Consider the following 18,479-nt stretch of genomic DNA (forward strand, 5'->3'; position numbering starts at 1 on the left):
ATGACGACCGCTTTTGCCCAAACCGTCGAAGCCCGTTTTGCCGAACTCACGCCGACATCGAAACGCGTCGCCAGCTACATGCTCGCGAACCTCGACCGGCTCGGCCTCGAGACCGCCGACCAGATCGCGCAGCAAGCCGGCACCAGCGGCATTTCGGTCGGCCGCTTTCTGCGCAGCGTCGGCTATCGCAATCTCGACGATCTGAAACGCGAGCTGCGCGGCACGCAGCAGCGGCCCTGGCTGATTACGGACCGGCTCGACGCGTTCCGCCGCGGACCGAGCGACAGCACCCAAACCCGTGAGCCGCATGAACCGGGCGTCGCTGACGGCGCTTCGCCGCGCGACGAGGCGCTCGCCCAATCGCTCGAACTCGAGATCGGCGCGATCCAGCACGTATACGAACTCGCGCGCTCGCCGGCCTTCGCGCGCGTCGCCGAGCGCATCGCGAACGCCGATGCGGTCTATATCCTCGGCATCCAGTCGACGCGCGGTATCAGCAACGCGTTTTACAGCTACCTCGAATACATCCGCCCGCGCGTGTTCTATTCGGATGGCATGTCGGGTTCCTACGTCGATTCGTTGAACTCGGAGTTCAGCACGCCGTATCTGATCGTCACCGACACGCGCGCCTATTCGACGATCGCGCGACGCTTTTGCCAGGCGGCCTCGCAACGCGGTCTGCCGTTCGCGCTGGTCACCGATATCTACTGTCCGTGGGCGCGCGATTTCGACGGCGACCTGCTGCAGGTGAAGACCGACGTCGGTCAGTTCTGGGATTCGCTCGCGCCGCTGACGTGCCTGTTCAACCTGCTGATCTCGGCGGTCGTCGAACGGCGCGGACCGGCTATCGACGAACGCGTGGCGCGCAATCGCGAGTTGCAGAGCGAGTTCGACCAATTCGATCTTTGACCCGCTTCAAATCCGCGCCGGCCACAGGCATAGTGAAGGCTTCCACCAAACTGAGCCTGCCACGACCGGACCACGCATGAGTTCAACCCGCCCTCCGCTCGACGCCCCGCTGATCCGCGACGCCACCGAGGCCGACCTCCCCGCGATCCAGGCGATCTATGCGCATCACGTGCTGACCGGTGTCGCGTCGTTCGAAGAAACCCCGCCGTCCGTCGACGACCTGCGCACGCGGCTCGCAAGCGTGCGCAGCCACGGACTGCCGTATATGGTCGCGGAGATCGACGGCGAGGTCGCCGGCTATTGCTATGCGACGCCGTATCGCCCGCGCGCCGCCTATCGCAACACGATCGAAGACTCGATCTACGTGAACGACGCATATCGCGGACGCGGCATCGGACGCTTGCTGCTGCAGGCGCTGATCGATCGTTGCGAGACCGGACCGTGGCGTCAGATGATCGCGGTGATCGCCGATGGCGGCAGCGGCGGCTCGCTCTCATTGCATACGCAGCTCGGCTTCGAGCTGACCGGCACGTTGAAGGCGGTCGGCTACAAGCACGGCCGCTGGCTCGACACGACACTGATGCAACGCACGCTCGGCCGCGGCGCATCGACCGGGCCCGACGACGTTTCAAACGCGGCAGGCGGCACGCACGGGTAGTCCGCCGCGCGCATGGCGCGGCGTAGCAACCGCGACGCCGAAGACTAAACCTAACGCGCGCGCGGCAAACGCGCGAACAAGGTCGGATAGTCGATCACGAGGCCATCGCTATCCACGCGCATATTGGCGGTGAACTCGCGAAAAATGCCTTCGTAGCGGTACTCGCCATTCAACTCGATGCACGTGTATGCCTGCTCGGCGCGCGTAACCTGCAAGTCCGGCGTCGAGATGTACGCGACTTCGATCGGTTGACGTTCGCCCTCGGCTAGTTGCAGCCGGCGGATCGGCAACGTATTGGTGTACGGCGTCGCGGCGATATCGATATCGATGCAGCCCTCGATCGCACTCAGCGCGAGGCCGTGCCCGTCGTGCCAATGGCCTTCGCCATCGCCATGCAATTCCAGCTCCCCGCCGCCGACGATCTTCAGGTGCGCATAGCGCGTGCGCCAACGCGCGTCGCAGCGCACCGCGTAATGCAGCCCGTACGCCTTGCCATAGCGCTGCCCGATCACGACGCTTTCCACGGCGAAGCCGTCGTCGCGCGCATCGAATACCAGATGTTCGATGCCGTCGCCCTCTTCCGAGGCCCATCGTAATTCACGCATCGGCGTCTCCTCGCGAAACGGCGCAGTGGGCGCGCCGGCCTTTCATCGTAGCGCGAAAGTGCGCGCGCGAGTCAATCTCGACCCAGGCGCTTACGGCCGGCAAATAGCCAGTATCAACGCGCGAGATGCCTGAGTGTTGGCCGCTCGACTATGCTCGCGGTTTGTCGTGACTCCGAACCCGCCGCCGATGCACGCCGCCGCGACCGATGCCCCCTCTTCCTCGCTCAGTGCCCCGCTGCGCACGCTGCTGCGCAGCCTCGGTGAGATCGTGCTGCAATCGAACGCCTCGACCGGCGCGTGCATGCTCGGCGCGTGGCTGGTGAGCGAGCCGCGTCTCGTGTGCGCCGCGCTGCTCGGCGCGATCGCGGCCAACGTCAGCGCGATGCTCGCCGGTTCGGCCGACGCCGAGTTGCGTGCTGGCCTACTCGGCTTTAACGGCGCGCTCGCGGGCCTCGCCGCGTTCAGCTTCATCGGCGATCCGGCGCGCGCGTCGGCCGTCGCGATTCTTGCGGCGACGGCCACCGCATGGCTGCTGCGACCGTGGTCGCGCTGGTTGCGTGTGCGTGGGCTCGGTTATCTGTCGAGCCCGTGCCTGATCGTCACGTGGCTATGGTTGCCGCTGATCGCGAGCCGTTCCTTGTCGGCGGGTCCCGACGCCGCTCATCCGCTCGACGCGATGCGGTTCGTCAGCGGCGTGCTCGCGGGCGTTGCGCAGACCGGCTTCGCGTCGGGCGCGCCAGCGGGTGTGCTGGTGCTGCTCGGGATTGCCGCCGCCTCGCGCAAACACGCGCTCTATGCGCTGGGCGGCGCGACATTGGCGAGTGCGGCACACCTGTTGCTCGGCGCGCGCGTTGCTTCATTCGACGCCGGCCTGTGGGGGTTCAACGGTGCGCTGACCGCGCTCGCGCTAGCCGACTCGGGCTACGCGGCGATGCTCGGCGGCATCGCGATGTCGGTGCTGTTGCAAGCGGCCGCGCTGCATTGCGGTTGGCTTACGATGACCGCGCCGTTCGTGCTCGCAACGTGGAGCATGCAGTCGCTCGGGCGCCGCAGCGCGTAACGGATGGGTCGTGCGCTGTCGCCACCCGCACGGCATTGTGCGGTAGCATCCCAAGCCGGTTCCCGCGTCGCGCGGCCTCGCATTCAGCAACCTTCTTGCCTTGGCGATCAATCGCATGGCGCCGGAGTCAGTGCTGAAACACTCACTCCGGCCGACAGGAGACAGATATGTCATTCGCCCACTCACCCGCCGGCCGCATCGCCGAGACCGGTCCGCTGTCGGAAGCGGAACAGCAAACCCGCATCGATCTGGCCGCCGCCTATCGTCTCGCCGCGCTCAACGGTTGGGACGATCTGATCTACACACACATTTCCGCGAGCGTGCCCGGCGAACCGGGTCACTTCCTGATCAATCCGTTCGGCCTCGCGTTCGATGAGGTATGCGCGTCGAATCTCGTGAAAATCGACATCGCGGGCAATATCGTCGGCGCCAGCGAACATCCGGTGAATGCCACGGGCTTTGCGCTGCACGCGGCCGTGCATGCCGCGCGCGACGACGCGTTCTGTGTGATGCATCTGCATAACACCGCGGGCGTGGCCGTGTCCGCGCAGCCGGAAGGATTGCTGCCGGCGTCGCAGCACGCGCTGCGCTTTTACGGCCAGCTTGCATATCACGACTACGAAGGCCTCGCGTTCACGCCGGCCGAAGGCGAGCGCCTCGTCGCACATCTCGCCGATCACCCCGCGATGCTATTGCGCAATCACGGCACGCTGACGCTCGGACGCACGGTTGCCGAAGCTTATGTGCTGATGGCGACGCTGCTGAAAGCCTGTGAAATCCAGATTCAGGGGCAAAGCTGCGGCGCGCCGCTGGTCGTGCCGAGCGACGCGGTCGCCGCGCGCACGGCGGAGCAGCTCTACGATGGCGGCGCGATCGAAGGCGCGCTCGAATGGCCCGCGCTGCTGCGCAAGCTCGATCGACTCGATCGGGGCTATCGCGCCTGAACGCCCGAGCCGGTCCGCTTCATTCCAGTCCCAACTCTCAACCCCGCGGAGCAACGTCATGCCCACGTTTCATATCGAACTCTTCGAAGGCCGTACGCTGGAACAGAAACGCCAGTTCGTCGAAGCGATCACGAAAGCCACCTGCGAATCGCTCGGCGTCGAGCCGAATTCGGTCGACATCATCCTGACCGACGTGAAGCGCGAAAACTGGGCGACGGGTGGGCGTCTGTGGTCGGAGGCCTGATCGACCCGGAAAAGCGCTGGCGAGACCAGCGCTTCGATGCATAGAAACGAGGCATCGAAAAAAAAGCTGCGCACGTGAGGTGCGCAGCTTTCGAGGCTTACAACGCGAAAAAAAACGCGTCGATGTGGCGGCAAAACAACGCGCCGCCACGTGTTCAGTAACTGTTTAGAACTTGTGGATGATACCCACGCCGACAGCGGTCTGGCTGCGCGACGACGACGGCGAACCGTTTTGGCCGTCGCCGATGCTTGCCACTGCGTTGATGATCGACTTGCCGTTGCCCGACAGCGTCTGACCGCTAGCGCGCTGATACGCTTCGAGTGCGTACAGGCCGGTGCGCTTGGACAGCGTGTAGTACTGCGACAGGTTGAACTGGTTGTAGGTAGCCGTGCTCTGAATGCCGTTCGACGACGTTGCACGGGTGTAGCTATAGCCAGCGGCCACATCCAGCACCGAGATCGGCTTCCAGTGCAGCACTGCGCCACCGGTATTCCAGATCTGCGTGTCGTGGAACAGCGAAGCTTGGCCCGCAGTGTATTGAACGTTCGAGTATGCGAACGAAACGTCCCACTGCGAGTTGAACGCGTAACCACCCGTCACAGCAACACGCTGCTGCTTCGCGGCGGTCTGGAAGCCGTTGTTGATTGCCGAGACGGACGGCTGAGCGCCGTTGTTCGACGCCGTCGAATTCCACGCCGGGGTGCCAACGGTTGCCGCGTTGTCGATGCGCTGGATACCAGCCGCGATACCGATCGGGCCGTTCAGGTACTGTGCCGCCACGCTCCACGTTTGGCCGGCCGCGAAGCTGCCCGCGTTGCCGCCCAGTGCGTACGAACCGCTAACCGTCAGACCGCCAAAGCTCGGCGACGTATAGACCAGTTGGTTGTTCACGCGGAACGTCGTATCCAGCGAGTCGATATCACCCGGATGCGCACCGTATGCACCGGTCAGCCACGTGGTCGGGCTGTACGGCGAGAGCAACGTGTAGTACGAGGTATAACCGCGGCCTGCCGTCAGCGTACCGAACTGCGCGTTCGTCAGACCGACCCATGCCTGGCGGTTGAATGCCAGACCCGACACGGCTTGCGCGCCAGTTGCGCTGTTAAAGCCTTCTTCCAATTGGAAAATGGTCTTCGTGCCGCCACCCAGATCTTCCGAGCCCTTCAAACCGAAACGGCTGCCTGCCCAGATGCCGTTGATCATCTTGACTTGCGAGCTGCCGGGGACGGTCTGCGGTTTCGCTGCCGTGGTCAGCGATGCCGAGCTGTTCTGCCAACCCAGGCCCGTATCGACGATACCGTAAAGCGTCACGCTGCTTTGCGCATGTGCGCCCAGGGCGACCAACCCCAAGGCCGAAGCTAAGAGAGTCTTTTTCATTTCTACTCCGTTGTTAAAAACTTTCAGACGCGGCCCATACAAGCACCGCCGAGTGTGGATAAAACGCTTTATTTGGAATCAGAACACCGGATGGCCGTTGATGACGCTCGGCAGCCAGGTCGAGAACCACGGTACATAGGTGACTATATTGATGGCCGAGAAGATAGCGAGGTAATACGGCCAAGCCACCTTAGTAGTTTCCCCTATAGACACATTCCCAATCGCACAACCGATGAACTGCACGGAACCAATCGGCGGATGCACGAGACCCAATGCGCAGTTCAGCAGGATCATGATGCCGAACTGAACCGGGCCCACGCCGTTGTGCATCGCCATCGGCAGGAACAGCGGGGTCGTGATCAGGATGTGCGCCGCCATGTCGACGAACGTACCGAGGAACACCTGAATCACGTTGATGTACAACAACATCAGCCACGGCAGCGAGGTCGCGCCGTCGAGCATGCGTTCGATCGCGTCCGGGATCTCCAGATAGGCCATCTGGAAGCGCAGCATGTTCGACACGCCGATCAGCAGCAGCACCACGCCGGTCGTTTTCGCGGCCTTGCCGAGCGCATGGCCGAGCTTCTTCAGCGTCAGCGTGCGATACACGACGATGGTCAATATCAGCGAATAACCCACGGCGATCGCGGCCGCCTCAGTCGCAGTGGCGATACCGCGCGCCACGCAGAACAGAATGATCGCGATGACCATCAGACCCGGCACCGCGCCGATGAACGTACGCAGCACCGCCATCCAGCCCGGGAAACGCTGCAATTGGGTCGAACCGTCGGGACGGCGCGGATAGCCGAACTTGACGGCCTGCCAGTAAGCGGCGATCAGTACGAGGCCCATCACCCACAGCACCGGCAACAGACCCGAGAACAGCAGATCGCCGATCGACACGCCGCTCATCTGCTTGCCGTTCAGCACGCCGCTAACGCCTTGCGCCGCGAACGCGTAGATGATCATATTGGTCGACGTCGGCATCAGTGCGCCGGCGAGCGACGAGTGCGTGGTCACGTTGACCGCGTAGGCGGCGCTATAGCCTTCGCGCTTCATCAGCGGGATCACCACGCCGCCCATTGCCGACGTATCCGCGGTCGGCGAACCCGACACGCCGCCGAACAGAGTACAGGCGACCACGTTGGCCATGCCGAGGCCGCCGCGGAAATGGCCGACCGTGGCCTGCGCGAAGCGCAGGATGCGGTCGGCGATGCCGCCGTGGAGCATCAGCTCGCCGGAGAAGATGAAGAACGGCACCGCGAGGAACGAGAAACCGTTCATGCCGGAGATCATCGACTGCATCGCAGTCGCGGTCGGCAGACCTTCGAACAGATACGTCAGGACGCAGGACAGGCCCAGCGCGAATGAAACCGGAACCCCTAGAAAGAGGAAAACCAGAAAACTGACGGTAAGGAGGGCAAGTTCCATGATGGCTCTACTTTTATTCCGTGGCGGAGAGTTCGAGCGCTGGCTCTTCCCGTTTCCCGGCAAAGAGCTCGAGCAGATGCTCGATCGAGAACAACGCGATGCACACGCTCGCGAAGATCGGGATGCAGTAGCGCACGCCTTCCGGCACGCCGATGATCGGAATGCGGTCGCCCATCGTGGTTTCGGCCATCTCGAAGCAACCGACGAAAACGGCCACTGCGAAAGCAATCAGGCAGAGGTGCTGAATCCCTTTCGCGATCACCTGGCCCTTCTCGGGCAATTTCTTGACGAGCGAGTCGAGTCCGATGTGACCGCCCTCGCGAACCTTCAGTGCGGCGCCGAACATCGCGATCAGGATCACCAGCAACAATGCGATGGGCTCAACGTAATCGGGTGCGTCGCTAAACACGTAGCGCATCACCACGCTATAAATCACGAGCAGGCAAAGTGCGGCGAGGCTAACCGACGCCACGACCAGCAGCACGCGAAAAAGAAAATCATTTGGGCGTTTCAGGAAACTCATGACCCTGTCCTTGCTTACGTCCGACCTGTGCTTGAAATTCAGCCGTCCCGACGCGATCCGCGCACGCGAAACCGCGCGGCGGAATGTCTCGCGAGTTTCCTCGCGGACCATTCACGCCGCTGCTTCGACAAACGTTGCTATTGCTGATTGCGCCCGGGACGCGAGACTTACTTGATTGCCTGGATCTCGTCGACGATCTGCTTCATCTGCGGGGTCTTTTCGTACTTCGTCCACACAGGCTGCATCACCTTCACGAAAGCCGCACGGTCGATCTGCGAAGCCGCGACCACCGTTGCGCCGCCCTTCGTGACGGTCTTCTGCGCGTCGGCTTCACGCGCGGTCCACAGCTTCTGGTAGCACGGCACCGAGTCAGCCGCGGCCTTCTTGATGATCTGCTGCTCTTGCGGCGACAGCGTGTCCCACACCTTCTTCGAGAACACCAGCACTTCGGGGGTCATCGAATGCTGGGTTTCCGAGTAGACCTGAGCGACTTCGAAGTGCTTGGTTTCTTCGTATGACGGGATGTTGTTTTCGGCGCCGTCGACGAGGCCGGTCTTCAGGCCCGTATAGACTTCCGAGAACGGCATCGGCGTCGGCGTGCCGCCCATTGCCTTGATTTCGTCGACCATCAGGTCGGACGGCTGCACGCGAACCTTCAGGCCCTTCATGTCTGCCGGCGACTTGATCGCCTTCTTCGCGTACATCGAGCGTGCGCCGCTCTCGTAGAACGTCAGCGCGATCATGCCCTTCGCGGTGAACGCGTCGAGGATCTTCTGGCCTTCCGGACCGTACATGACCTTGCGGAAATGATCGACGTCGCGGAACAGGAACGGCAGCGACGGGATCATCGATTCCGGCACGATTTCGTTGAACGCAGCACCGTTCGCGCGCGTCATGTCGAGCGCACCGATACGAACCTGGTCGATCGTGTCGTTTTCCGAGCCGAGCGCGCTGTTGCCGAACACCTTCACGGAGTCCTTGCCGTCGGTCGCCTTGCTGATCTGCTCGCCCATGTACTTCACGGCCATGTTGGTCGGGAAGGTGTCGCCGTGCACATCGGCAACGCGGAACACGCGTGCTTCAGCCGACATCGTGCTGAACGCCAACGCCGCGGCTGCGACGATCATCGAACTACGGGAAGAGGCAAACTTCTTGTTCATCGTGACATTCCTTGAAAAAAGACCATCCCAGCGACAGCGGATGTGACATGGTTTTGACGCGTCTCCGGCTTCGCGCCCGCCGCCTTCGCAGGTGCGGGCGCTGGCCGTACTGGCTGTGCAACTTCCCCGGCACAGTTGACCCAGCACTCCAGTCGATAGCTCGACTACTTACTTCAATCACGCCGGCCGGCTTCCGACATGCATGCGGCATCGACCACAGCCGCACAATTGACCTGAAAACCTACCGAGTTGCACTTGTCACACAAACACAGAAAGCCGTTTGTTGGGACTTATATGTTGTACGACGACATACGAAGTCTATAAAAGGGGTTTTAACTTGTACAGACGGTATTTACCCGCATCGAGAAAAGCGCCGGCACCTATGACCGGCATCGCACGCCGCCAAGCCCCGCGCCGTCTGGCGCTGAATGAGAGCGAATTGCCATGGGTCTCCGGCATTGTTGTATTTTTGCCGAACAAAGAGCGGGAGCATGGTCTTCCGCCAAATGTTGTATGACGAGTGACGAATAAAGGGCCACACGAATGACCGCGAAAATGAAAACGCCGGGAGAAAAACTTCGTCCCGGCGCATGTCTCATGTAAGCAAGATTACAGTTGGCCCGCGAATTCGGGCTCAGGCAGCCCGCTCACGCCAGGCCGCAGCGCGAACACATGGCCGTCGTGCTCGCTCGCGCCGTTGGCCGGGCGAATCGACGTGACGAACAGCGTATCGAGATCGCGGCCGCCGAACGCGCACATCGCAGGCTTGATGGCCGGCACTGGAATCTGCCGGTCGAGCTTGCCCTGCGGCGTGAAACGCAGCAGCAGACCGGCGTCGTTCGCGCAAATCCAGTAGCAGCCGTCCGCATCGACCGCCGCGCCGTCCGGACGGCCCGAATAGTGATGCAGATCGGCGAACACGCGGCGGTTGCGCGGCTCGCCGGTGTCGACGTCATAGTCGAACGCCCAGATCAGCCGGCGCAGCGGGTGCGAGTCGGACAGATACATCGTCGTGCCGTCCGGCGACCAGCCGAGGCCGTTCTGCGTGATCAGCGAATCGACGACCGGCGCCGACAGCACGCCCTTCTCATCGAAGCGGTACAGCGCGCCGCCCGGGATCGCCGCCGCCATGTTCATCACCATGGTGCCGGCCCAGAAGCGCCCTTGCCTATCGCAACGGCCGTCGTTGAAACGCATGCCGCCATGCGGGAATTCAGGCGCCGCGAGCTTGCGCAGCGACGCTGTCAGCGGCTCGCCGCCCGGCGCATTCGACGCGTCGGCGAGCGCGACCGCGAACAAGCCGGTCTCGCAGCCGGCGAGCACGGTGCCAGCGTGATCGAACGCGATACAGGCAACCTGCTCCGGCAGTTGCCATTCGGTGCGCTTGCCGGTTTCGAGCGAGCCGCGCACGATTTTCCTCGCCGGAATATCGACCCAGTACAGCGCCTGCTCGGCCGCGCGCCAGAGCGGGCTTTCACCGGTGGCCGCGGGCAACGGACCGGCCGCTTCGAAGCGTTCCACTTGCGGATTCGCGCTCATTATTTAGGCTCCCGCTTCGGCTCCATTGGACCGGCGAGCACGAACGGGCCGCCCTGGTACAGCTGGGTCGGGTCGTCGAAGCGCGTGTCGGGGGCGCTCGGCGGGAACAGGTGTTCGAACTGCGCCGAGCTGTCTTGCGGACGGTAGCCGAGGAACGCGGCGTTCGTGTTGTCGACCCACGCGGTGCGGTTGTTCGACACGCCGTAGACGATCACGTGGCCGACGCGGTTCGTGAACAGCGAGCAGCGCACGAGCTCGATGAAGTCGCGGTAGCTCAGATACGTGACGAGCATGCGCGCGGTCTTCGGCTGCTCGAACGACGAGCCGATCCGCAGACACACGGTTTCGAGGCCGAAGCGGTCGAAGTAGTAGCGCGACAGCGATTCGCCGAAGCACTTCGACACGCCATACATGCCGTCCGGACGCAGCGGCGCGTCGGTGCCGAGCACCGACGTCACCGGATGGAAACCCACCGCGTGATTCGAGCTCGCGTAGACGATGCGCTTCACGCCGTGCTTTTGCGCCGACGAGTACACGTTGTACAGGCCGCGGATATTCGCTTCGAGGATGTCTTCGAACGGCGCTTCGACGGAAATGCCGCCGAGATGCACCACCGCGTCCACGCCTTCGAGCAGCGCGTGCACGGCCGCTGCATCGGCGAGATCGACGACGGCGGCTTCCTCGTGCGCGGCGACTTCGCCGAGCGGCGCGATATCGGATACGCGCACGATGTCGGCCCACTGCGCGAGCGCGGGACGCAGTTGCTTGCCGAGGTTGCCCGCGGCGCCAGTGAGCAGCAGACGGCGGAAGGGTTTCTTTGCCGCGGAGCGGTCAACGTTCAAATCGGTCATATATCTTTGCTGTTGTGATTGCGATCGGGTCTTCTGAACGGAAAAGCGAGCGCCGGTTGGACCGGCGCTCGCCTGAGATTGGATGGTGCGGGTTGCCTGATCAGGTCACCGGCGCCGGGTTGAAGAGGGTCAACGCATTGTGCAGCCCGAGCTTCTCCGCGCAAGTTTCCTTGCGGCCGCTCGCGACATCGAGCATCAGGCGGAACAGTTCCCAGCCCACCTCCTCGATGCTGGACTGGCCGGTCGCGATCGTGCCGGCGTTGATGTCCATCAGATCATGCCAGCGACGCGCGAGGTCCGAACGCGTCGCCACCTTGATGACTGGCACTTCGGCGAGGCTGTACGGCGTGCCGCGGCCGGTCGTGAACACGTGCAGCGTGATGCCCGACGCAACCTGCAGCGTGCCGCAGATGAAGTCGCTTGCCGGCGTCGCCGCGTAGATCAGGCCCTTCTGATTGACTTTCTCACCGGGCGACAGCACGCCGGAGATCGCCGAGTTGCCCGACTTGATGATCGAGCCCATCGCCTTTTCGACGATGTTCGACAGGCCGCCCTTCTTGTTGCCGGGCGTCGTGTTCGCACTGCGGTCCGCGCCGCCGCGCTTCAGGTAATCGTCGTACCACTGCATCTCGCGGATGATCGCCGCCGCGACGTCCGCGTTGGCCGCGCGCGCGGTCAGCTGATCGACGCCGTCGCGCACTTCGGTGACTTCCGAGAACATCACGGTCGCCCCGGCGCGCACCAGCAGGTCGGTCGCGAAGCCGACGGCCGGGTTCGCGGTCAGGCCCGAGAACGCGTCGCTGCCGCCGCACTGCACGCCGATCACCAGATCCGACGCCGGACAGGTTTCGCGACGACGGTTGTTCAGGCGCTTCAGATGCCCTTCGGCCATCCTCATGATCGACGTGATCATCGACTGGAAGCCGACGTGCGATTCGTCCTGCAGCACCACGACGTCGCCGTTCTGGTCCAGCGCGACATCGCCGATGTCGGCGACGTCGTCGACCACTGCTGCCGCGGCGATCGGAATCGTGCCCGGCGGCATCAGACGCTCGGGCTGCAGTTTCTCGCAGCCGAGGCTCACCATCATCACTTCGCCGCCGAAGTTCGGGTTCAGCGCGATGTTGCGCACGGTGCGGATCGGCACCATCGCGTCGGGCGCGTCGATCGCGACGCCGCAGCCGTAGGTGTGGCCGAGGCTCACGACATCGTCGACATTCGGATATTTCGGCAGCAGTTCGGCCTTGATGCGCGTGACCGCATGTTGCACGACGTCGGCGACGCACTGCACGGTGGTCGTGATCGCCAGGATGTTGCGCGTGCCCACCGAGCCGTCCGAGTTACGGTAGCCCTCGAACGTGTAGCCTTCGAGCGGCGGCATGTCCGGCGCCCTGGTCGTGGCGATCGGCAGGTCTTCGAGTCCGGGCGGGCTCGGCATGCGGATCACGTGCTCGTTGATCCAGCTGCCCTTCGGCAGCGGCTTCAGCGCATAACCGATCACGACGTTGTAGCGGATGACATCGTCGCCTTCGGCGAGATCGGCCAGCGCGACCTTGTGGCCCTGCGGCACACGCTCGCGCAGCCTGAGCCCATCGGCAAATACCGCGCCCTCGCCCAAACCGCCGTCGTTGACGACGATCGCGACATTGTCATTGGGATGAACGCGGATGTAGAGCGGAGTTTGTTCCATTGATCAATCCTTGAGGCGTGATAGGCCTGCTTCGGCAGCAATCATACGTCATCCTACAACGGTAAAGTTTGCTCGGATGTTCCGTATTTACCCTATAGACAGCATTATGCCGTTAGGACCCCGTTGAGTTACGGGATTCGTTGTTGTACGATGACGTATAAGAAATCTGTTTTTCCAAGATTTTCTACTAGTACGACGTCTGTCGTACTAGTTGGATCCTACTAACGACCCATCCGACGCCGGGATATTTAGATCATGACGACACCGCAGGAACTCAAGCAGATCGTTTCGGAAGGCCTCCTGTCCTTCCCCGTCACCGACTTCGACGCTAACGGCGACTTCCGCGCCAACACTTACGCAGAGCGCCTCGAATGGCTCGCTCCGTACGGCGCTTCGGCGCTGTTCGTCGCCGGCGGCACGGGCGAATTCTTCTCGCTGACGCAAGACGACTACACGCAAGTCGTCAAGACCGCGGTCGAAGTCTGCAAGGGCAAGGTACCGATCCTCGCCGGCGCAGGCGGCCCGACCCGCGTGGCGATCGCCTACGCGAAGGAAGCGCAGCGCCTCGGCGCCCACGGCATCCTGCTGATGCCGCACTACCTGACCGAAGCAAGCCAGGACGGTATCGCCGCGCACGCCGAAGAGGTCTGCAAGTCCGTTCCGGGCATGGGCGTGATCATCTACAACCGCGCGAACTCGAAGCTCAACGCCGACATGCTCGAGCGTCTGGCCGACCGTTGCCCGAACCTGATCGGCTTCAAGGACGGCGTGGGCGAGATCGAAAACATGGTGACGATCCGCCGCCGCCTCGGCGAGCGCTTCTCGTACCTCGGCGGCCTGCCGACCGCGGAAGTCTACGCTGCCGCGTACAAGGCGCTGGGCGTGCCGGTGTACTCGTCGGCGGTGTTCAACTTCATCCCGAAGACGGCGATGGAGTTCTACCGCGCGATCGCCGCTGACGACCACGCAACGACCGGCAAGCTGATCGACGAATTCTTCCTGCCGTACCTGAAGATCCGCAACCGCCGCGCAGGCTATGCGGTCAGCATCGTCAAGGCTGGCGCGAAGCTGGTCGGCCACGACGCAGGTCCGGTGCGCGCACCGCTGACCGACCTGACGCCGGAAGAACTGGAACAGCTCGACGCGCTGATCAAGAAGCTCGGACCGCAGTAACGCACCGGCGTCGGGCTTCGAGCGAAGAAGCTCGCGAGCCTCATCGACGAGGGCTGCATAGACGGCCCCGTTGCGAACGCCCGGCACGGCAAAGTTGCCGGGCGTTCGTGCATTTGCGCGACAGGCAGGTGGTCTGCGGACCGCCCGGCGCAGCGACCACACCTCGCCCAACAATACAGGAGATGACCCATGGACTTGAGCCGCACGGCCAGTTCCACCGACGCCGCCGCTAGCGCGGCACGCAGCAAGGTCCGCTACGGAATTCTGGCGCTGATCTTCGTGATCACCACCCTCAACTATGCCGACCGCGCGACGCTGTCCGTCACCGGTTCCGCGATGCGCACCGCGTTCAGCCTCGACGCGATCCGCATGGGCTATATCTTTTCCGCATTCAGCTGGGCCTACGTGCTGTCGCAACTGCCGGCCGGCTGGCTGCTCGACCGTTTCGGCGCGCGCCGCGTGTACGCGGCGAGCATCTTCTCGTGGTCGCTGTTCACGCTGCTGCAAAGCTCGGTCGGCCTGCTCGGCAGCGCCGGTGCGGCGATCACCGCGCTGTTCGTGCTGCGCTTCGTGATGGGCGCGGCGGAGTCGCCGGCGTTTCCGGCGAACGCGAAGGTGGTCGCGAGCTGGTTCCCGACCACCGAGCGCGGCACCGCGTCGGCGATCTTCAACGCCGCGCAATACTTCGCCGCGGTCGTGTTTACGCCGCTGATGGCGTGGCTCACGCATGCGTTCGGCTGGGAGACGGTCTACGTCGTGATGGGCGTGGTCGGGCTGCTGCTCGCGCTGACGTGGCTGAAGGTCATGAAGAATCCCGCCGATCACCCGGGCGTGTCGCGCGCCGAGCTCGAGTACATCGAGCAAGGCGGCGGCCTCGTCAGCGGTGCGCGCAAGACGCGTCCGGACGACGTCTCGAAGACCGGCGGCTGGACGCTCGTGCGTCAGTTGCTCGGTAACCGCATGCTGCTCGGCGTCTATCTCGCGCAGTACTGCATCAACGTGCTGACCTACTTCTTCCTGACGTGGTTTCCGATCTACCTCGTGCAGGCGCGTGGCATGACGATCCTGAAGGCGGGACTCGTGGCCTCGCTGCCGGCGATCTGCGGCTTTCTCGGCGGCGTGCTCGGCGGCGTGCTGTCGGACGGGTTGATCCGCCGCGGCTGGTCATTGACCGTCGCGCGCAAGGTGCCGATCGTCGGCGGCATGCTGCTGTCGACCTGCATCATCGGCTGCAACTACGTGTCGACCGACTGGATCGTCGTGGCGCTGATGTCGCTCGCGTTCTTCGGCAAGGGCATCGGCGCGCTCGGCTGGGCCGTCGTCGCCGACACGGCGCCGAAGGAAGCGCTCGGTCTGTCCGGCGCGATCTTCAATATGTTCGGCAACATCGCCGGCATCGTGACGCCGATCGTGATCGGTTATCTGGTCGCGCGCTCGGGCTCGTTCAATGGCGCGCTGGTGTTCGTCGGCGCGAACGCGCTGATGACGGTGATCAGCTATCTGGTGATCGTCAAGGACATCCGGCGAGTCGAGTTGCGCTCGGCGTGAGCCAGTTATAGGCTCAGTTATCGTTCCGGTTATCGTACTTCCGGCCGGCGGACGCCCGGCACCTCGCGCGAGCCGTGCGCACCGAGGCGCCAAACTTCAGGCATCCGCCGATATATGTGACAATCGCGCCGAATTCGATTCGGCGCTTATATAATCAGTCGTCAGACGACGATATAATAAAAATGCAGGATTCCCCGCGATTTTTCAAACAAGGAGCGTTTTCGATGGCTACACCACTAGCATCCGCGGCACCGCCACGACGCGCTCGCAATCTTGCCGAGTTCGTCGTCAATTACGTCACCGAGCAGATCGCGGCCAACGTGCTGAAGCCGGGCGACAAACTCCCGACCGAATCGCAGCTGATGAACACGCTCAGCGTGAGCCGCACGGTGATCCGCGAGGCAATCTCCCGCCTGCAGGCAGGCAAAATCATCGAGACGCGGCACGGTATCGGCAGCTTCGTGCTCGAGCCGCAGCGCGAAAAACTCGGCATCGACATGGTGCCCGCCACCACGCTGCGCGACGTGCTGTCCATTCTGGAACTGCGCATCAGCCTCGAAACCGAATGCGCCGGTCTTGCCGCGCAACGCGCGAAACCGGACGACCTCGCGCACATGCGTACCGCACTCGACGCGATCGAGGCCACGCGTCACAACGGACTCGACAGCGTGGAGGCCGACCTGCAGTTCCACATCTCGGTCGCGCGCGCAACCGGCAACCGCTATTTCGTCGACATCCTGTCGCAGATGGGCAGCGCACTGATTCCGCGCAACCGGCTCGACTCGGCCGGCATCGCGCGCGCCGATCCTGATGCATATCTGTCGCTCGTGAATCTCGAGCATGAAAGCATCCTCGAGGCGATCAGCCGGCACGACGCCGAAGGCGCACGGGCGGCGATGCGCATGCATCTGTCGAATAGCCGCGAGCGGCTGCGTCGCGCGAATGAAGCGAACGACGCGAACAACTGATTTTCACGAAGCACGCGGGCGAAAAAAATGGCCGGGAAACTCCCGGCCATTTTTTTTTTGTGATTGCAACCGCCCTTCCCTTCGATGCGCGCCCATGCCCATATTGGCGCCAGGCGCGCATCCGTTCAGGACGGCGTCACACGATTAACCGCGCGTGAGTTCGCCATCGCGACGACGCCACAGTTCCAGCGGGTTGCCGTCGGCCAGCGTTTGCGGCAGCAGCTCGGCCGGGAAGTCCTGGTAGCAGACGGGGCGCAGGAAGCGGTCGATCGAGGTGGTGCCAACCGAGGTCGCGCGGCTGTCCGACGTTGCCGGGAACGGGCCGCCGTGGACCATCGCGTGACACACTTCGACGCCAGTCGGGAAACCGTTGACCAGAATGCGGCCGGCCTTGCGCTCGAGAATCGGCACCAGCTTCTTCGCAGCCGCCACGTCGGCGCTGTCCATCTGCAGCGTCGCGGTTAGTTGGCCGGTGAAGTGCTCGGCGACCTTCAGCATTTCCTGCTCGTCCTTGCAGCGGATGATCGTCGACACCGGGCCGAACACTTCGTCTTCGAGCGCCGGGTTCGCGAGGAACGTCTGCGCGTCGGTCACGAACAGCGCCGCGCAAGCCTGGGTCGGGCCGGTAGCGGCGACGCCGCGTGCCACGACTTCGACACCCCTGGTTGCAGCCAGCTTGCCTTCGCCGTCTTCATACGCGGCGTGGATGCCCGAAGTCAGCATGGTCTGCGCCGGCTTGGCGGCGAGCGCTTCCGATGCTGTCGCGACGAAGCCCTTCAGCGCGTCGCTGTCGATCGCGATCGCGAGACCCGGGTTCGTGCAGAACTGGCCCGCGCCGAGCACGAGCGAGTCGACGAAACCGCGCGCGATGCTGTCGCCGCGTGCAGTCAGAGCGTTCGGCAGCAAAAACACCGGGTTGATGCTGCTCATTTCGGCGTAGACGGGGATCGGCTCCGGACGTGCCGCCGCGACGCGCATCAGCGACGTGCCGCCCGCGCGCGAACCGGTGAAGCCGACCGCCTTGATGGCCGGGTGCGCAACCAGCGCCTCGCCGACCGAGTTACCCGCACCGACGATCATCGAGAACACGCCTTCGGGCAGATCCATTTCCTGCGCGACGCGCTGGATCACACGACCGACCAGCTCCGAGGTGCCGAGGTGCGCGCGGTGCGCCTTCACGACGACCGGGCAGCCGGCAGCGAGCGCCGCGGCGGTGTCGCCACCCGCCACCGAGAACGCGAGCGGGAAGTTGCTCGCGCCGAACACGGCGACCGGGCCGAGCGCGATCTTCTGCATGCGCAGATCCGAGCGCGGCAACGGCTTGCGTTCCGGCAGCGGCGAATCGAGCGTGGCGTTGAGCCACTGGCCCGCACGCACGGTTTGCGCGAACAGCTTCAACTGGCCGGTGGTGCGGCCGCGTTCGCCTTCCAGACGCGCCTTCGGCAGGCCCGATTCAGCCATCGCGCGTTCGATCAGCTCGTCGCCGAGCGCGGTGATGCCGTCCGCGATACGATCCAGAAACTCGGCGCGCACTGCGAGCGGCAGTTGACGGTAGGCGTCGAACGCCTGTTGCGCGAGCGCGCAGGCCTGCTCGACGTTCTCGACGGTGCCGCTGCCGAACACCGGCTCGGCAATCTCGGAACCCGTGGCAGGATTGAACGCGCGCAGCGGTTTTTCTTCGCCGCGCACTGTTTTGCGACCGATCAGCATTTCACCGGTAATGGGCATTTTGGCTTTCCTTGAATGAAGGCTTCAGATATAGGTCATCCTACAACATTGCGGGGGCTCGATGCAACCCG

17 protein-coding genes are annotated in these 18,479 nt (G+C 63.7%); 8 read left to right on the forward strand and 9 right to left on the reverse strand.

Annotated features, from left to right (window positions below):
• Both sapR and AB3X96_RS23760 read left to right on the forward strand, forming a co-directional pair.
• The gene (gene sapR / locus AB3X96_RS23755) at positions 1-909 is read left to right on the forward strand and encodes a sap1 transcriptional regulator SapR (RefSeq protein WP_368591650.1); all 909 of its coding nucleotides are present in this window, start codon (positions 1-3) and stop codon (positions 907-909) included.
• A gap of 76 nt (positions 910-985) precedes the next feature.
• On the forward strand, positions 986-1,567 hold the full coding sequence (locus AB3X96_RS23760; protein ID WP_368591651.1) for an N-acetyltransferase family protein: 582 nt from the start codon (positions 986-988) through the stop codon (positions 1,565-1,567).
• 50 nt (positions 1,568-1,617) lie between these two features.
• Here AB3X96_RS23760 and AB3X96_RS23765 read toward each other — a convergent pair whose 3' ends face one another.
• Positions 1,618-2,172: a putative glycolipid-binding domain-containing protein gene (locus tag AB3X96_RS23765; RefSeq protein ID WP_368591652.1), complete on the reverse strand. Its 555-nt coding sequence runs from the start codon at positions 2,170-2,172 to the stop codon at positions 1,618-1,620.
• A gap of 187 nt (positions 2,173-2,359) precedes the next feature.
• Between AB3X96_RS23765 and AB3X96_RS23770 the strand changes: the two genes are divergently transcribed.
• The 3 genes from AB3X96_RS23770 (at position 2,360) to AB3X96_RS23780 (ending at position 4,420) form a co-directional block, all read left to right on the forward strand.
• On the forward strand, positions 2,360-3,232 hold the full coding sequence (locus AB3X96_RS23770) for an urea transporter (RefSeq protein ID WP_368591712.1): 873 nt from the start codon (positions 2,360-2,362) through the stop codon (positions 3,230-3,232).
• Between the two features lie 167 nt (positions 3,233-3,399).
• Complete coding sequence (locus tag AB3X96_RS23775) at positions 3,400-4,176, forward strand: class II aldolase/adducin family protein (RefSeq protein ID WP_368591653.1); 777 nt, start codon at positions 3,400-3,402, stop codon at positions 4,174-4,176.
• A complete protein-coding gene (locus AB3X96_RS23780; RefSeq protein WP_368591654.1) occupies positions 4,094-4,420 on the forward strand; it encodes a 4-oxalocrotonate tautomerase in 327 nt (108 codons plus the stop codon). Before AB3X96_RS23775 ends, AB3X96_RS23780 begins: the two co-directional genes overlap by 83 nt.
• Positions 4,421-4,585: 165 nt before the next feature.
• Here AB3X96_RS23780 and AB3X96_RS23785 read toward each other — a convergent pair whose 3' ends face one another.
• The 7 genes from AB3X96_RS23785 to garD all read right to left on the reverse strand — a co-directional run bounded on the left by AB3X96_RS23785 (position 4,586) and on the right by garD (position 12,991).
• Positions 4,586-5,797, reverse strand: coding sequence for a porin (locus tag AB3X96_RS23785; RefSeq protein WP_368591655.1), 1,212 nt, complete (start codon positions 5,795-5,797; stop codon positions 4,586-4,588).
• Positions 5,798-5,875: 78 nt separating this feature from the next.
• Positions 5,876-7,228, reverse strand: a complete 1,353-nt coding sequence (locus tag AB3X96_RS23790; RefSeq protein WP_176105713.1) for a TRAP transporter large permease — start codon at positions 7,226-7,228, stop codon at positions 5,876-5,878.
• A gap of 13 nt (positions 7,229-7,241) precedes the next feature.
• Positions 7,242-7,751, reverse strand: coding sequence for a TRAP transporter small permease (locus tag AB3X96_RS23795; protein ID WP_176105712.1), 510 nt, complete (start codon positions 7,749-7,751; stop codon positions 7,242-7,244).
• Between the two features lie 167 nt (positions 7,752-7,918).
• The gene (locus tag AB3X96_RS23800) at positions 7,919-8,911 is read right to left on the reverse strand and encodes a TRAP transporter substrate-binding protein (RefSeq protein WP_368591656.1); all 993 of its coding nucleotides are present in this window, start codon (positions 8,909-8,911) and stop codon (positions 7,919-7,921) included.
• Positions 8,912-9,520: 609 nt separating this feature from the next.
• Positions 9,521-10,450 carry an SMP-30/gluconolactonase/LRE family protein gene (locus AB3X96_RS23805; RefSeq protein WP_368591657.1) on the reverse strand — a complete coding sequence of 310 codons (930 nt, stop codon included), beginning with the start codon at positions 10,448-10,450 and terminating at the stop codon, positions 9,521-9,523.
• Positions 10,450-11,301: an NAD-dependent epimerase/dehydratase family protein gene (locus tag AB3X96_RS23810; RefSeq protein WP_368591658.1), complete on the reverse strand. Its 852-nt coding sequence runs from the start codon at positions 11,299-11,301 to the stop codon at positions 10,450-10,452. The genes AB3X96_RS23805 and AB3X96_RS23810 overlap by 1 nt, the downstream gene beginning before the upstream one ends.
• Before the next feature lie 100 nt (positions 11,302-11,401).
• The gene (garD, locus tag AB3X96_RS23815; protein ID WP_368591659.1) at positions 11,402-12,991 is read right to left on the reverse strand and encodes a galactarate dehydratase; all 1,590 of its coding nucleotides are present in this window, start codon (positions 12,989-12,991) and stop codon (positions 11,402-11,404) included.
• Positions 12,992-13,246: 255 nt separating this feature from the next.
• Between garD and kdgD the strand changes: the two genes are divergently transcribed.
• The 3 genes from kdgD (at position 13,247) to AB3X96_RS23830 (ending at position 16,680) form a co-directional block, all read left to right on the forward strand.
• Complete coding sequence (gene kdgD / locus AB3X96_RS23820) at positions 13,247-14,164, forward strand: 5-dehydro-4-deoxyglucarate dehydratase (protein ID WP_368591660.1); 918 nt, start codon at positions 13,247-13,249, stop codon at positions 14,162-14,164.
• A gap of 189 nt (positions 14,165-14,353) precedes the next feature.
• Entirely contained in the window at positions 14,354-15,712 is a 1,359-nt protein-coding gene (locus AB3X96_RS23825; RefSeq protein ID WP_368591661.1) for an MFS transporter, read from the forward strand.
• Positions 15,713-15,936: 224 nt separating this feature from the next.
• Positions 15,937-16,680: a FadR/GntR family transcriptional regulator gene (locus AB3X96_RS23830; protein WP_368591662.1), complete on the forward strand. Its 744-nt coding sequence runs from the start codon at positions 15,937-15,939 to the stop codon at positions 16,678-16,680.
• Between the two features lie 144 nt (positions 16,681-16,824).
• Here the strand turns inward: AB3X96_RS23830 and AB3X96_RS23835 are convergent, their stop codons facing one another.
• Positions 16,825-18,408 carry an aldehyde dehydrogenase (NADP(+)) gene (locus tag AB3X96_RS23835; RefSeq protein ID WP_368591663.1) on the reverse strand — a complete coding sequence of 528 codons (1,584 nt, stop codon included), beginning with the start codon at positions 18,406-18,408 and terminating at the stop codon, positions 16,825-16,827.
• Between the last annotated feature and the right edge of the window lie 71 nt (positions 18,409-18,479).

The organism is Paraburkholderia sp. BR13439 (assembly GCF_040948805.1).
Classification (GTDB): domain Bacteria; phylum Pseudomonadota; class Gammaproteobacteria; order Burkholderiales; family Burkholderiaceae; genus Paraburkholderia; species Paraburkholderia youngii.

Bases quoted from the DNA above. Each gene is read 5' to 3' on its own strand.
- sapR (WP_368591650.1), top strand. From the start codon at position 1: ATGACGACCGCTTTTGCCCAAACCGTCGAAGCCCGTTTTGCCGAACTC.
- AB3X96_RS23760 (WP_368591651.1), top strand. From the start codon at position 986: ATGAGTTCAACCCGCCCTCCGCTCGACGCCCCGCTGATCCGCGACGCC.
- AB3X96_RS23765 (WP_368591652.1), bottom strand. From the start codon at position 2,172: ATGCGTGAATTACGATGGGCCTCGGAAGAGGGCGACGGCATCGAACAT.
- AB3X96_RS23770 (WP_368591712.1), top strand. From the start codon at position 2,360: ATGCACGCCGCCGCGACCGATGCCCCCTCTTCCTCGCTCAGTGCCCCG.
- AB3X96_RS23775 (WP_368591653.1), top strand. From the start codon at position 3,400: ATGTCATTCGCCCACTCACCCGCCGGCCGCATCGCCGAGACCGGTCCG.
- AB3X96_RS23780 (WP_368591654.1), top strand. From the start codon at position 4,094: ATGGCGGCGCGATCGAAGGCGCGCTCGAATGGCCCGCGCTGCTGCGCA.
- AB3X96_RS23785 (WP_368591655.1), bottom strand. From the start codon at position 5,797: ATGAAAAAGACTCTCTTAGCTTCGGCCTTGGGGTTGGTCGCCCTGGGC.
- AB3X96_RS23790 (WP_176105713.1), bottom strand. From the start codon at position 7,228: ATGGAACTTGCCCTCCTTACCGTCAGTTTTCTGGTTTTCCTCTTTCTA.
- AB3X96_RS23795 (WP_176105712.1), bottom strand. From the start codon at position 7,751: ATGAGTTTCCTGAAACGCCCAAATGATTTTCTTTTTCGCGTGCTGCTG.
- AB3X96_RS23800 (WP_368591656.1), bottom strand. From the start codon at position 8,911: ATGAACAAGAAGTTTGCCTCTTCCCGTAGTTCGATGATCGTCGCAGCC.
- AB3X96_RS23805 (WP_368591657.1), bottom strand. From the start codon at position 10,450: ATGAGCGCGAATCCGCAAGTGGAACGCTTCGAAGCGGCCGGTCCGTTG.
- AB3X96_RS23810 (WP_368591658.1), bottom strand. From the start codon at position 11,301: ATGACCGATTTGAACGTTGACCGCTCCGCGGCAAAGAAACCCTTCCGC.
- garD (WP_368591659.1), bottom strand. From the start codon at position 12,991: ATGGAACAAACTCCGCTCTACATCCGCGTTCATCCCAATGACAATGTC.
- kdgD (WP_368591660.1), top strand. From the start codon at position 13,247: ATGACGACACCGCAGGAACTCAAGCAGATCGTTTCGGAAGGCCTCCTG.
- AB3X96_RS23825 (WP_368591661.1), top strand. From the start codon at position 14,354: ATGGACTTGAGCCGCACGGCCAGTTCCACCGACGCCGCCGCTAGCGCG.
- AB3X96_RS23830 (WP_368591662.1), top strand. From the start codon at position 15,937: ATGGCTACACCACTAGCATCCGCGGCACCGCCACGACGCGCTCGCAAT.
- AB3X96_RS23835 (WP_368591663.1), bottom strand. From the start codon at position 18,408: ATGCCCATTACCGGTGAAATGCTGATCGGTCGCAAAACAGTGCGCGGC.